Raw genomic sequence first — 14,191 nt, 5'->3', positions numbered from 1 at the left:
GAGCTAGAACGTTTGCAGCCCGGGTAAATTTACCGCCGCGTCGCCGCCACCTAAATTTCTCTCGCCATCGCTCGTTCCTCCCTGATAGCAAAGGCCTCAACTGACTGAGATGGCAATGACAAAACCACGTTCGAAAAAGGCGCTGTACATCGGCCTGCCGTTGGCACTGGCCATCGGTGCCGGGGCCGGTTTCCTGGCCTGGGATCACTGGTTCAAGGGCAATGCCGGTTACCCGCTGGAAGTGATCAAGCAGGCCAATGAGATGCAGGACCGCCTGTTGTCATTCGACAGCCACATCACCCTGCCCCTGGATTTCGGCACCGCCGGCAACGAGGCCGACAAGGACGGCGCGGGCCAGTTCGACCTGGCCAAGGCGGCACGCGGGCGTTTGTCCGGGGCGGCACTGACGGTCTTCGGCTGGCCGGAGATCTGGAACGGCCCGAACGCGCCGCATAAACCGACTGAAGGCTTTGTCGAAGAAGCCCGCCACGAGCAGGAGGTACGCTACAAGATCATCTCCGGCATGGTGCGCGATTTCCCCAACCAGGTCGGCATCGCCTATACCCCGGACGATTTCCGTCGCCTGCATGGCGAAGGCAAGTTCGCGATTTTCATCAGCATGCTCAACGCCTACCCACTGGGTAACGACCTGAACCAGCTGGACCTGTGGGCCGCACGCGGCATGCGCATGTTTGGCTTCAGTTACGTGGGCAACAACGACTGGTCCGACTCGTCGCGCCCATTGCCGTTCTTCAATGACTCGGTGGACGCACTCGATGGGCTGTCGACAATCGGCCAGCAAGCCGTGCATCGCCTGAATGACCTCGGCGTGATCATTGATGTGTCGCAGATGTCGACCAAGGCCCTGGAGCAAGTAGCGCAGTTGAGCCGTACGCCGCTGGTGGCCTCCCACTCGGCACCGCGCGCGTTCGTGGATATCCCGCGCAACCTCAGCGACAAAGAGCTGCAACTGATCAAGAACAGCGGCGGCGTGGTGCAGATCGTAGGGTTTTCCGCCTATCTGCGCCCGCTGAGCCAGCCGACCCAGGACAAGCTCAACGCCCTGCGCGCACGCTTCGACCTGCCCCCCCTGCCCAACCTGGCCATGGCCTTGATGCCCGGCGACGCGATCATTGCCGCCTGGCCGGAGCAGCGCTTCGGCCAATACGCCAGCGCGCTGTACGCCATCCTCGACGAAGAACCCAAGGCCACCCTCAAGGACCTGGGCGATGCCATCGATTACACCGTGCGCAAGATCGGTATCGACCACGTCGGTATCGCTTCGGACTTCAACGACGGCGGCGGCATCCAGGGTTGGGAGAACGTCGGCGAAGTGCGCAATGTCACCGCCGAACTGATCCAGCGCGGCTACTCCGAAGCCGATATCGCCAAGCTGTGGGGAGGTAACTTCCTGCGGGTGTGGGACCAGGTACAAAAAGCCGCCAAGCCCTTGGCCAACCGCTAAACAGCCATGAAGTAAGTCCATGACCGACCGCCGTACTTTTCTCAAACAGGCCGGGGTACTCGCCGCCGGCCTGCCGTTGGGCGCAGCCATTCTGCCGCACGCCATGGCAGCCAACCCGACACCCCCTGCGAACGACCCATGGACGGGGCTCAAACAACTGTTCACCCAGGACCCGGATTACCTGCATTTTTCCAACTTCCTGGTGACTTCGCACCCCAGGCCCGTGCGCGAAGCGATTGACCGCTATCGCCAGCAAATCGACCGTAACCCGGGCCTGGCAATGGACTGGGGGCTTGAGGAAACCTGGAGACGTGAAGGCCAGGTGCGCGAATGGGCCGGCCGCTATTTGAAGGCGCAGCCGTCGCAGATCGCGCTCACCGGCAGCACTTCCGAAGGGCTGGCGATGATCTACGGCGGAATCAAACTGCGCCCCGACCAGGAAATCCTCACGACCGAACATGAGCATTACGCCACACAGAACGTGCTGGATTTTCGCGTCGCCCGCCAGGGCACGCAGGTACGCCGGATTCGGCTATTCGATGATGCCAACCGAGTGTCCGTCGACGAAGTGCTCACTAATATCAAGCGCGCCATCCGCCCCTCTACCCGTGTACTCGGCATGACCTGGGTGCAATCGGGCAGCGGCGTGAAGCTGCCCATCGGGCAGATCGGCACGCTGGTGGAAGAACTCAACCGCAACCGCGACGAAAACGACCGCATCCTGTATGTGGTGGATGGCGTGCACGGCTTTGGCGTAGAAGACCTCGACTTCCCTGACATGCACTGCGACTTCTTCATCGCCGGCACCCACAAATGGATGTTCGGCCCGCGGGGCACCGGCCTTGTCTGCGCCCGCGATGCCGAGAACAAATACGTCACGCCGATGGTGCCGACCTTCTCCGAAGACACTAACTTCGCCACCACCATGACGCCCGGCGGCTATCACGCCTTCGAGCATCGCTGGGCGGCCGACGAAGCGTTCAAGCTGCACCTGCAACTGGGCAAGGCAGCGGTGCAGGCACGCATCCACGCCCTCAATACCGAACTGAAAAACCAGTTGCTGGCGCACCCGCAGATCGAGTTGGTCACGCCACGCAACCCCGAGCTGTCGGCGGGTTTTACGTTCTTCCGGGTCAAGGGCCAGGACAGCGACGCGGTAGCCGCGCACATGATGAAGAACCGCGTCGTGATCGACGCGGTAGACCGCGACGTCGGCCCGGTGATCCGCACCTCCCCCGGCCTGCTGAACAGCGTGGATGAGATCCAACGTTTCATGACCGTGCTGAGCCAGCGGTTGTGACCCCTATTCTTCCCTTGAACGAGGCGCCCCCGATGATTGCATTCCGACTCAAACCCTTGACCGCGCTGGCGCTGACCGCCCTGTGCGGCGCCCTGCTGCCGAGCCTGGCCCAGGCGGCCGCACCGCAACCCGGCAAAGTGTTCAAGGACTGCAAGGACTGCCCGGAAATGGTGGTACTGCCGGCCGGCACTTTCAACATGGGCACGCAGGAAGACGAAGTCGGCCGCGAGCCCGACGAAGGCCCCATGCATGAAGTCACCTTCGCCAAGCCGTTCGCCATGAGCCGCTTCCAGATCACCGCCGGGGAATGGGACAGCTACATCCGCCAGACCGGGGTCAAGATCGCCAATGGCGACGACCGCCCAGGCCGCGAATGCATCGCCAGCAAACCGCGCTACCCCCAAGGGCCGCGCCAGCCGGCGGTGTGCATGGACATGGACGACATCAAGGCCTACGTGGCCTGGCTGTCAAAAAAGACTGGCCAGCAGTACCACATGGTCAGCGAAGCCCAACGTGAATACGCTGCCCGCGCCGGTTCCACCGGGCCATTCCCGTTTCCGTTCGATGAGGGCAAGGGCTACAGCATCGCCCAGCACGCCAACACCTATGGCCCGGCGGACGGCTACAGCTATTCCTCACCGGTGGGCAGCTACCCGCCGAATGCGTTCGGCATGTATGACATGCACGGCAACGTCTACGAACGGGTCGCCGACTGTGAACACCCCAACTACATCGGTGCTCCAACCGACGGCAGCGCCTGGGTGGAGCCGAACTGCGAGTCCTACCAGATCCGCGGCAATGACTGGGGCGAGGCGCCGGTGTTCTCGCGCTCGGGCAACCGCAACAATATCTACCCGCAGACGCGGGGGGACTGGATCGGGTTTCGCGTAGTGCGTGATCTCTGACCCCGCACGCCGCCTGTAGGAGCGAGCTTGCTCGCGAGAAACGCCAACGATAACGCGTGTTTCTTGGATGAACACGGCGCCGATGAGTTTTTCGCAAGCAAGCTCGCTCCTACACATTTACCGTGCTCGCATCAGCCCTGCTGCGCCAACCGCTCCAGCCCTTCATGCAACGCCGGGAACAGGCTGTTGTTGAAGTTGTTCCAGCGCAGTTCGAGGATGGTGTCCTCCGGTGAGATCTCGGTCTTGAGCACATCGTGGAAGACTTCACCGGAGTCGATGCCGTTGTCCACGTAATGGAACGACGCGCCGGTGAGGTACAGCGGTTCGCAAGGCGTGGTTTCTTTGGTCGCCCAGTCCACCACCGCCTGCCCACGCGCACCGTACAACGCATTCCACGTGGCATAGGCGCCCCGGCGCTCATAAGGCGACTCGATGCGGGTAATGCCGGGGTGGATATTCATGATGCGCCGCGCAAACGGCGCGCCCGGGCGTACCAGCTCATCGAGGATCACCAGCAATCCGTCCAGCACGACGATATCGGCCTTCAATTCCACGAGGGTGTCGTGCAGGCGCCGCTCGAAGTCCTGCTTGCCGGCGATATGTTCCGCGCTGCCACGCGGCAAGCGACGGTAGGTGGACGGCACGCTCAGCAGCAGGTCGTTGACCAGTTTGCCCTGCACGCGCAAGTCCGCCGGGTACAACCACTGGCGGCCTGGCTGGTAGGCAAAACCATAGTCGCTGACCAGTTGTTGGTCCCGTGGGTTCTGCTCGTCATCGTCGTACACAACACCCACCAGGTTGTAGACCTGGCCCAGCGGCGTGTCATTGAGCGAGCCCACCAGAAATTCCAGCACCGACTTCATGTAGCGCTCGTGGCCCTTGTAGGCCACCGGCTGCCCGGCCTTGTCGGCGGCGGCGTTTCTCAGGGACCACACATACACCAGGTTCTTTTTCGTCATTGTTTCGCTCTCGCTGAGGGGACTGCGCAGCGCGTCGATACACGTGCGCCTACAGCACAAGAACGAACCAGCCCCGCGGCAATTTATCCGGCATGGCGGCCATCCGGCGCGCCGCGCTAAATCCTCGCGCCGGCGCTTCGTTTGTCATGGGTAAGGGTCTGTGTGCCCAGCCCCTCTTTTCACTCTCCGGGATGTATTTATGACCGACCCCAAACGCGGCGCCTTCAATGGCCTGCTCGCCCTGCTCAGGCCCTTTCGTGTGATCGTGACGGTCTCCGTCGCCCTCGGCATGGCGGGCGGCCTGGCTATCACCCTGTTGCTGGCCACCATCAACAATGCCCTGCACTCGGCCAACGGCATGACCCAGGGTGTGGTGCTGACCTTTGCAGCGCTGTGTGTGGTGGCGCTGGTCAGTTCGATCATCTCGGACATCGGCACCAACTACGTCGGGCAGCGCATCATTGCGGCCCTGCGCAAAGACCTCGGCGAGAAGGTGCTGTCGGCGCCCATCGGCCAGATCGAACGTTACCGCTCCCACCGGCTGATCCCGGTGCTGACCCATGACGTCGACACCATCAGCGACTTTTCCTTTGCGTTCACCCCGCTGGCCATCGCCGCGACGGTCACTCTGGGTTGCTTGGGCTACCTGGCCTACTTGTCGGTGCCGATGTTCCTGATGATGGTGGTGGCGATCATCATCGGCAGCGCCGTGCAGTTCATTGCCGGCGGCAAGGGCATCCAGGGCTTCGACCTGGCACGCAGCCATGAGGATGAGTTGCAGCGCTACTACAACGCGATTGCCTCCGGCGCCAAGGAACTGCGCATGCACCGCCCACGGCGCTTTCGCATGAACACCCACCGCATCCAGGAAACCGCCGACCGCATCAGCGACATCCAGGTGCGTTCAGTCAACATCTACATCCTGGCCAAGTCCTTCGGCTCGATGCTGTTCTTCGTGGTCATCGGCCTGGCCCTGGCGATGCAGGCGTACAACCCCAACCCAGACCCGACGGTGATCACCGGTTTCGTGCTGGTATTGCTGTACATGAAAGGCCCCCTGGAACATTTGCTGGGTTACCTGCCGGTGGTGGGCAAGGCAAAGATCGCTTTTGGCCGTATCAGCGAATTGTCCGAGCGCTTTTCCTCGCCTGAGCCGCACCTGCTGATGGATGACAGCGAAGCGCCCAAACCGGTGGTCGACAGCCTGGAACTGCGCGATGTGAGCTACAGCCCGCCCGCGGTCGAGGGCAGCGCGCCCTTCCACCTGGGGCCGATCAACCTGAGCATCAAGCAAGGCGATATCGTGTTCATCGTGGGTGAAAACGGCAGCGGCAAGACCACGCTGATCAAACTGCTGCTGGGTTTGTACCCCCCTCATTCGGGCGAAATCCGCCTCAATGGCGAGGCCGTTACCGCCCCCGAGCGCGACGATTATCGCCAACTGTTCACCACGATCTTCTCTGACTATTACCTGTTCGATGACCTGGTGCAGGGCAGCGCCACGCAATCGTTGGACAGTGCCGCCAAGTACCTGGAGCGCCTGGAAATCGCGCACAAGGTCAGCGTAAAGGATGGCGTGTTCAGCACCACCGACCTGTCCACCGGCCAGCGCAAGCGCCTGGCCCTGGTCAACGCCTGGCTGGAGGAACGCCCGGTGCTGGTATTCGATGAGTGGGCCGCCGACCAGGACCCGGCATTCCGCCGGATCTTCTACACCGAGCTGCTGCCGGACCTCAAGCGCCTGGGCAAGACCATCATCGTGATCAGCCACGACGACCGTTATTTCGATATCGCCGACCAGCTGGTACGCCTGCGTGCCGGCCAGGTGGTGCATGCACTGGAGCCGGCGTGAATTTTGTTTTCCGGTTTTCTGAGGTAGGAACGTCTCACTAGTGGTAATGAGAACCAGCCTCAATTAACACCCAGAACTGCCCACTTAAAACCTAGAAGAGAAAGCATCCATGCCAGCACGACTCGGTCTCAGCCCACTGAGCAAAGCGCTATCCATGCGCCGGGCCCTGAACATCAACCTTCTTCCGAGCGCTTTGGCCCTGGCGGTATCGTTGCCGATCGCAGGCTATGTACAGGCTCAGGAGATCGAGTTGAATATTCCCGCACAGTCGCTGGGGAGCGCGCTGCAGGAATTCGGGCGCCAGACCAACGTGCAGGTGCTGTACAGCCCCGGCGATGTCGAGGGCAAGAACAGCCGCGCAATCAACGGCAAGATGGAGCCACAACGGGCCATCGAAACCCTGCTGGACGGAACCCAGACCACCCATAGCCTCAACGGCAACACCCTGACGGTGAGCGCTGTCGGCGCGACGGCCGGGCTGGAACTGAGCCCCACCCAGGTCACCGGCAACATGCTGGGCAACGTCACCGAAGACTCAGGCTCCTACACGCCGGGAACCATTGCTACCGCGACCCGCTTGACCCTGACCCCGCGCCAGACCCCGCAGTCGATTACGGTCATTACCCGTCAGCACATGGAAGACTTCGGCCTGAACAACGTCGATGACGTGATGCGCCACACCCCGGGCATCACCGTATCGGCCTATGACACCGAGCGTACCAACTACTATTCCCGGGGTTTCTCGGTCGACAGCTTCCAGTACGATGGCATTCCGTCTGCGGTGCGCAACGTGGGCTACTCGGCGGGCAACACCCTGAGCGACATGGCCATCTATGACCGCGTCGAAATACTCAAGGGCGCTACGGGCCTGCTCAATGGTGCGGGCTCGCTGGGTGCGACCATCAACCTGATCCGCAAGAAACCGACCTCGCAGTTCAAGGGCCATGTGGATCTGGGCGCCGGTTCCTGGGACAACTACCGCAGCGAAGTCGATGTCAGCGGCCCGCTGACCGACAGCGGCAATGTCCGCGGGCGCGCCGTGGCGGCGTACCAAGACAAAAAGTCCTTCATGGATCATTACTCGCGCAAGACCGAGACCTATTACGGCATCACCGAATTCGACCTCTCCCCCGACACGATGCTGACCCTGGGCTTCGATTACCAGGACAACACCCCGAAAGGTTCGAGCTGGTCCGGCTCCTTCCCGCTGGTCAACTCCAACGGCAGCATCAACAAGATGTCGCGTTCCTACAACAACGGTACCGACTGGAGTTCCTGGCAGCAAAACACTCGTACCGCCTTTGCCATGCTCGAACATGACATGGGTGACGGCTGGGTCACCAAGTTCCAGCTCGACCACAAGATCAACAGCTACCATGCCGACCTCGCGTCCATCCAGTTCGTGCAACCAGCGGCCGATGGCACTGCAGATATCAATGCACAGAAGTACACCGGCGAAACCAAGAGCACCACAGCCGACCTGTACGCCACCGGGCCTTTCAGCCTGTTCGGCCGCGACCATGAACTGGTGGTGGGCGGCTCGATCGGTACCTCGCGCTGGCAGGGCAAAGGCTACTGGTCGCCGGAATGGCCAGGCGGCAACAAAGTCGACTTCTACAACTGGAACGGCAATATCGGCAAACCTATCTACGGCCCGCCCCAGCAGTACACGGACGACACCATTCGCCAGACCGGCTACTACGTGACCACTCGCCTGAACGTGATCGATGACCTGAACGTGATTCTGGGTGGCCGCGTGGCCAATTATCACGTCACCGGCCTCAACCCTTCCTACAAGGAAACCGGTCGTTTCATCCCTTACGCGGGTGTGATCTACGACCTTAATGACAACTTCTCGGCCTACGCCAGCTACACCGACATTTTCAAACCGCAGGAAAGCTACATCAAGGATCGCGACCAGAAACTGCTGGATCCGGATGAAGGCCAGAACTACGAGGTGGGTCTCAAGGGCGAATTCTTCGACGGACGTCTGAACACCAGCATTGCCTACTTCGAGGTTCACGAGAGCAATCGCGCCATTTCGGATGACGCCTGGAACAATCAGGCCTCTGCCCCCCCCAACTACGCGTACAAGGGTTCCAAGGCCATCACCAAGGGCTACGAGGCAGAGATTTCCGGCGAGCTGAGCCCGGGCTGGCAAGTCCAGGGCGGGTACACCCACAAGGTGGTGCGCGACGACGACGACAAGAAAATCTCCACCTTCGAGCCCGAGAACCAGGTCAACCTGAACACGACCTACAAGCTCAAGGGCGATCTGGACAAATTCACCATCGGGGGCGGCGTACGCTGGCAGAGCAAGGCCTGGAACGAAATCTATAACCAGCCGCTTGACAGGAACCAAGACATCACCCAGAAATCCTACTGGCTGGTTGACCTGATGACCCGCTACCAGGTCACCAAAAACTTGTCGGCAACCGTCAACTTCAACAACATCTTCGACAAGTCCTACTACACCAACGTGGGCTTCTACAACTCGGCCATCTACGGTGAGCCGCGCAACGTGATGGTCAGCACCCGCTGGGACTTCTGATGTGAAGTCTTGATCGCCCTGAGTGATCGAACAAACGCCCGATGAGCGCCACGCGTTCATCGGGCGTTTTTTTATGCGCGCACAAACACGGCGCAAAAAAAACCGGATCAGTGATCCTAATGCCGGTCAGTTAAGGGTGAACGCCGTATGTGTGGCGAGGGAGCTTGCTCCCGTTGGGCCGCGAAGCGGCCCCGCTCTTTGTTTACACAGCATGGGACTGCTGCGCAGTCCAACGGGAGCAAGCTCCCTCGCCACAGGTTACTTTTTAGCCTTTCTCCTTTTTAACTGACTGGCATTAGGGAAGCTTGCCCCCCTATTTGATCCGGATGCGCCAGTCAGTCCGGGATTGGCAGGTTCAGGCTCTCTTTCACCTCTTCCATCACGATATAGCTCTTGGATTCGCGCACGTGGGGGAGTTTGAGCAGGATATCGCCGAGCAATTTACGGTACGACGCCATCTCCGAAATCCGCGCTTTCACCAAGTAGTCAAAGTCCCCCGACACCAGGTGGCATTCCAGTACATGGGGCAGTTTCAGTACGGCGCGGCGGAATTCTTCAAAGGTGTCGCCGGACTTGTAATCGAGGCTGATCTCGACAAATACCAGCAAACTACCCTTCAAGTGCTGCGGGTTTAGCCGTGCGTTATACCCCATGATGATCCCTTCGCGCTCCAGCCGACGCACGCGCTCGGTGCATGGCGTGGTCGACAGCCCCACCTTCTCTCCAAGCTCCGTGAACGAAATGCGCCCGTCGGTTTGCAGGATGCGCAGGATATTGCGATCGATCTTGTCCAGCTCCCGCTTGGTTTGAGTGTTGGTACGCATAGGGGATACGCCTCTGTGAAAAGGGTTACTGCCGAGAATTGTCGCCAAATATAGGCAGTTATATAGTGAAATGCACTGGTGATTGCTTTTTATACTGCGCGCATCATTGCTCGAACAACACACGTCAGCGGTCAAGCCGCGATGAGGATATAAAAATGCGCGTTCTGGTCTTGGGTAGCGGCGTCATTGGGGTGACCAGTGCCTACTATTTGGCTCGGGCCGGCTTTGAAGTGGTTGTGGTCGACCGTCAGCCTGCCGCTGCCATGGAAACCAGTTTCGCCAACGCAGGCCAGGTCTCCCCTGGTTATGCTTCGCCCTGGGCCGCGCCTGGTGTACCGCTCAAGGCTATCAAGTGGTTGTTGCAGCGCCATGCACCGCTGGCGATCAAAGCCACCGCCGATATCGACCAATACCTGTGGATGGCGCAGATGCTGCGCAACTGCACCGCCAGCCGTTACGCGGTGAACAAGGAGCGCATGGTGCGCCTGTCCGAGTACAGCCGCGACTGCCTTGATGAGCTGCGCGCCGAGACTGGCATTGCCTACGAAGGCCGAAGCCTTGGTACGACCCAACTGTTCCGCACCCAGGCCCAGCTCGATGGCGCCGCCAAGGACATCGCCGTGCTGAAAGAGTCCGGTGTGCCGTTCGAGCTGCTTGATCGTGCTGGAATCGCTCGCGTTGAGCCGGCCTTGGCAAGCGTTACGGATATCTTAGCCGGTGCCCTGCGCCTGCCGAACGACCAGACCGGCGATTGCCAGATGTTCACCACGCGCCTGGCCGAAATGTGCAGGCAGTTGGGCGTGGAGTTTCGTTTCGAACAAGATATCCAGCGCCTGGACCATGCGGGCGACCGCATCAACGGCGTTTGGATCGACGGCAAGCTGGAAACCGCCGACCGCTACGTGCTGGCCCTGGGCAGTTACTCGCCGAAGTTACTCAAGCCGCTGGGGATCAAGGCTCCGGTGTACCCGCTCAAGGGCTACTCGCTGACCGTGCCGATCACCAACCCGGCGATGGCGCCGACGTCGACTATTCTCGACGAGACCTACAAGGTCGCCATTACCCGCTTCGACAACCGCATCCGTGTAGGCGGCATGGCTGAAATAGCCGGTTTTGACCTGTCGCTTAACCCGCGTCGGCGTGAAACCCTGGAGATGATCGTCAACGACCTTTATCCTCAGGGCGGTGATCTGGCCGAAGCCACGTTCTGGACAGGCCTGCGCCCGACTACCCCTGACGGCACACCGATTGTCGGTGCCACCCCGCTCAAGAACCTGTTCCTGAATACAGGCCACGGCACCCTCGGCTGGACCATGGCCTGTGGCTCTGGTCGTTTGTTGGCCGACCTGATGGCGAAGAAAACCCCGCAGATCAGCGCCGAAGGCCTCGATATTTCCCGTTATGGCAACCACCAGGAGTCTGCAAGACATGTCAATCCAGCGCCAGCTCACCAATGAGCGCATGAGCCAGATCGTCGTTCACAACGGTACCGTGTATCTGGCAGGCCAGGTCGGCGACGACATGAGCGCCGGGATTGAACAACAGACCCGCGAGACCTTGACCAATATCGAGCGTTTGCTCGACCTGGCCGGTACCGACAAAACCAGACTGCTGTCGGTGACGATTTACTTGAAAGATATCGACGCCGATTTCGCCGGTATGAACGCGGTATGGGACAAGTGGCTGCCCAAGGGTGTCGCTCCGGCCCGTGCCACGGTTGAAGCCAAACTGTGCGAACCGGAAATTCTGGTAGAGCTGTCCGTCGTGGCCGCGTTGCCTTAACCCAGATTCCTCCCCGGTACCGATGTTATTGGTCGGTGCCGGTTTTTCTTCACTTTGCCGCCTAGAAGCCTGCCGCCATGCGTCCTGCCCGTGCCCTGATCGACCTCCAAGCCCTGCGCCACAATTACCAACTGGCCCGCGAAGTCACGGGGGCCAAGGCTCTCGCGGTGATTAAGGCTGATGCCTACGGCCATGGCGCCGTGCGTGTGGCCCAGGCGCTGGAAGCCGAGGCGGACGGGTTTGCCGTGGCGTGCATCGAAGAGGCACTGGAATTGCGCGCCGCCGGTATTCGGGCGCCGGTGCTATTGCTGGAAGGCTTTTTCGAAGCCGATGAACTGCCGCTGATCATCGAACATGATTTCTGGTGCGTGGTGCATTCGCTATGGCAACTGGACGCGATCGAGCAGACCCGCTTGAGCAAACCGCTGACGGTCTGGCTCAAGCTGGATTCGGGCATGCACCGCGTGGGCCTGCACCCCAAGGACTACCACGAGGCCTACCAGCGGCTGCTGGCCAGCGGCAACGTGGCCAAGATCGTGCTGATGAGCCATTTCGCCCGCGCCGATGAGCTTGATTGCGTCAGCAGTAATGAGCAGGTTGCGGTGTTTGATGCCGCGCGCCAAGGCTTGTCGGCCGAGGTGAGCCTGCGTAATTCGCCCTCGGTGATGGGCTGGCCGGGGGTATCCAGCGACTGGGTACGCCCGGGCATCATGTTGTATGGGGCCACGCCGTTTGGCGAAGACCAGGCCATTGCCGCACGTTTACAGCCGGTGATGACCCTGGAGTCCAAAGTCATCTGTGTGCGCGAATTGCCGGCCGGCGAGCCGGTGGGCTATGGCGCAAAATTCATCACGCCCAAGCCGATGCGCATCGGAGTGGTTGCCATGGGTTATGCCGACGGTTACCCACGTCACGCGCCCACCGGCACGCCGGTGCTGGTGGCCGGTCAGCGCAGCCAATTGCTGGGCCGTGTTTCCATGGACATGCTGTGCGTTGACCTGACGGGCGTCCCACAGGCCGGCCTTGGTTCGACGGTGGAGTTGTGGGGTAAAAACATACTGGCCAGCGACGTCGCAACCGCCGCGCAGACCATTCCCTACCAGATCTTCTGCAACCTGCGCCGCGTGCCAAGGCTCTATTGCGGCGCTTGACCGGCAGGTACGAACACAGCTGCCCGGGATTTAGGCTCAAGTGTTGTAAATACTGAACGCTGTCGCCATGATAACGCTCAATATAACAACGCCTGAATCCTAGGAGGCTCCTGCATTGGACGTCGGCGAACGACTGCAATCCATCCGTAAGCTCAAAGGTCTTTCCCAGCGTGAGCTCGCCAAGCGCGCGGGCGTCACCAACAGCACCATTTCGATGATCGAAAAAAACAGCGTCAGCCCCTCGATCAGTTCCTTGCGCAAGGTGCTGGGCGGCATCCCCATGTCCATGGTCGAGTTTTTTTCCGAGGAGATCCTCCAGGAAATACCGACCCAGATCGTCTATAAAGCCAATGAGCTGATCGACATCTCGGACGGTGCCGTCACCATGAAGCTGGTGGGTCGTGCGCACCCCAGCCGGGCGATTGCGTTTCTCAACGAAATCTACCCGCCGGGTGCCGACACCGGAGAAGAGATGCTCACCCACGAAGGCGAGGAAACCGGGATTCTGGTGGAAGGTCGCCTGGAGTTGGTGGTCGGCCTTGAAACTTTTGTGCTCGAAGCCGGCGATAGCTACTACTTTGAAAGCACCAAGCCCCATCGTTTTCGCAACCCGTTCGATGTGCCGGCGCGACTAATCAGCGCAGCCACGCCCGCGAACTTTTAAAGAAGAGGCGTCCTGCCAGCGTTGTAGAGGCGCCCGTAGCTGCATTCCGCGAGGTCGAATCTCCCTTTATTTAATAGGGTTGTTTCGGCCCGGCGGGCTAACCGTTATACTTTCGCCGCCTGCGAAACCGTGGCCGTAGGCGTGAATAGCCACCATTGAGGGTGAACGCGTGAACCTAATTATGAAAATGCTGGCTGCACCAGCAACCGTACTGGCCCTATGGGCTGTCAGCGCTCAAGCTGCGACCAATGATGAGATTGCCAAGCGCCTGGAGCCTGTCGGCCAAGTCTGTGTTCAAGGCCAGGAATGCAAGGGGATGGAGGTTGCAGTGGCTGCGGGCGGCGGTGGCGCGGCGAAAACGCCGGATGATGTCATTGCCAAGCACTGCAATGCGTGCCACGGCACCGGATTGCTGAACGCGCCGAAAATTGGCGACACGGCCGCCTGGAAAGAGCGGCTTGGCCATGTGGATGCGGTACTCGCAGAGCTCAAGATCGAGTCGCCCGAGAAAGGCACCAAAGGCTTGGCACAGGTTGCCAAGCACGGTTTGAATGCCATGCCGCCGATGGGTACCTGCGCTGATTGCAGCCTTGAAGACCTTGAAGGCGCAATCAAGAAGATGTCTGGCCTGTAATCCGCCGATCTTCGCCAAAAAGCCGCTCACCAGCGGCTTTTTTGTGCCTGCTCTTTATGATTAGGAGCTGTTCATTGCAGCAAAGACCCGGCAAGCTCGGTCCA

12 protein-coding genes are annotated in these 14,191 nt (G+C 60.5%); 10 read left to right on the top strand and 2 right to left on the bottom strand.

The features are described 5' to 3' along the window. Nucleotides 1-115 precede the first annotated feature (115 nt). From pvdM to M5B97_RS06500, 3 genes are read left to right on the top strand one after another with little or no spacing between them, the layout of a single operon-like run. Nucleotides 116-1,465, top strand: a complete 1,350-nt coding sequence (gene pvdM / locus M5B97_RS06510; protein WP_123718073.1) for a pyoverdine-tailoring dipeptidase-like protein PvdM — start codon at nt 116-118, stop codon at nt 1,463-1,465. A gap of 19 nt (nt 1,466-1,484) precedes the next feature. Next, a complete protein-coding gene (locus tag M5B97_RS06505) occupies nt 1,485-2,765 on the top strand; it encodes an aminotransferase class V-fold PLP-dependent enzyme (RefSeq protein ID WP_248731036.1) in 1,281 nt (426 codons plus the stop codon). 32 nt (nt 2,766-2,797) lie between these two features. Then, nucleotides 2,798-3,670, top strand: coding sequence for a formylglycine-generating enzyme family protein (locus tag M5B97_RS06500; protein WP_248731035.1), 873 nt, complete (start codon nt 2,798-2,800; stop codon nt 3,668-3,670). Nucleotides 3,671-3,801: 131 nt separating this feature from the next. Here the strand turns inward: M5B97_RS06500 and M5B97_RS06495 are convergent, their stop codons facing one another. Further along, nucleotides 3,802-4,629 carry a N(5)-hydroxyornithine transformylase PvdF gene (locus M5B97_RS06495; protein WP_248731034.1) on the bottom strand — a complete coding sequence of 276 codons (828 nt, stop codon included), beginning with the start codon at nt 4,627-4,629 and terminating at the stop codon, nt 3,802-3,804. Nucleotides 4,630-4,828: 199 nt separating this feature from the next. Here M5B97_RS06495 and M5B97_RS06490 point away from each other — a divergent pair, with 199 nt between their 5' ends. Further along, nucleotides 4,829-6,481, top strand: coding sequence for a cyclic peptide export ABC transporter (locus M5B97_RS06490; RefSeq protein WP_248731033.1), 1,653 nt, complete (start codon nt 4,829-4,831; stop codon nt 6,479-6,481). A 109-nt stretch (nt 6,482-6,590) separates the two neighbouring features. Then, nucleotides 6,591-9,032: a TonB-dependent siderophore receptor gene (locus tag M5B97_RS06485; protein ID WP_248731032.1), complete on the top strand. Its 2,442-nt coding sequence runs from the start codon at nt 6,591-6,593 to the stop codon at nt 9,030-9,032. A gap of 335 nt (nt 9,033-9,367) precedes the next feature. On the opposite strand, the gene M5B97_RS06480 is transcribed toward M5B97_RS06485, so the two are convergent. Then, on the bottom strand, nt 9,368-9,856 hold the full coding sequence (locus M5B97_RS06480) for an Lrp/AsnC ligand binding domain-containing protein (RefSeq protein ID WP_003176896.1): 489 nt from the start codon (nt 9,854-9,856) through the stop codon (nt 9,368-9,370). A 155-nt stretch (nt 9,857-10,011) separates the two neighbouring features. On the opposite strand from M5B97_RS06480, the gene dadA reads away from it, so the two are divergent. The 5 genes from dadA (at nt 10,012) to M5B97_RS06455 (ending at nt 14,087) form a co-directional block, all read left to right on the top strand. Further along, a complete protein-coding gene (gene dadA / locus M5B97_RS06475; RefSeq protein WP_123716534.1) occupies nt 10,012-11,313 on the top strand; it encodes a D-amino acid dehydrogenase in 1,302 nt (433 codons plus the stop codon). Continuing rightward, nucleotides 11,285-11,638, top strand: a complete 354-nt coding sequence (locus M5B97_RS06470) for a RidA family protein (RefSeq protein ID WP_123716533.1) — start codon at nt 11,285-11,287, stop codon at nt 11,636-11,638. The genes dadA and M5B97_RS06470 overlap by 29 nt, the downstream gene beginning before the upstream one ends. Nucleotides 11,639-11,715: 77 nt before the next feature. Then, on the top strand, nt 11,716-12,789 hold the full coding sequence (gene alr, locus M5B97_RS06465) for an alanine racemase (protein ID WP_248731031.1): 1,074 nt from the start codon (nt 11,716-11,718) through the stop codon (nt 12,787-12,789). A 115-nt stretch (nt 12,790-12,904) separates the two neighbouring features. Then, nucleotides 12,905-13,453: a cupin domain-containing protein gene (locus M5B97_RS06460; protein ID WP_003176893.1), complete on the top strand. Its 549-nt coding sequence runs from the start codon at nt 12,905-12,907 to the stop codon at nt 13,451-13,453. Between the two features lie 169 nt (nt 13,454-13,622). Next, nucleotides 13,623-14,087, top strand: a complete 465-nt coding sequence (locus M5B97_RS06455; protein ID WP_177421592.1) for a c-type cytochrome — start codon at nt 13,623-13,625, stop codon at nt 14,085-14,087. The last annotated feature ends 104 nt before the right edge of the window (nt 14,088-14,191 follow it).

The organism is Pseudomonas sp. MWU13-2517 (assembly GCF_023242545.1).
GTDB lineage: Bacteria > Pseudomonadota > Gammaproteobacteria > Pseudomonadales > Pseudomonadaceae > Aquipseudomonas.
Note: the sequence above shows the minus strand (reverse complement) of the source record. Positions and strands in the feature narration are given on the sequence as shown.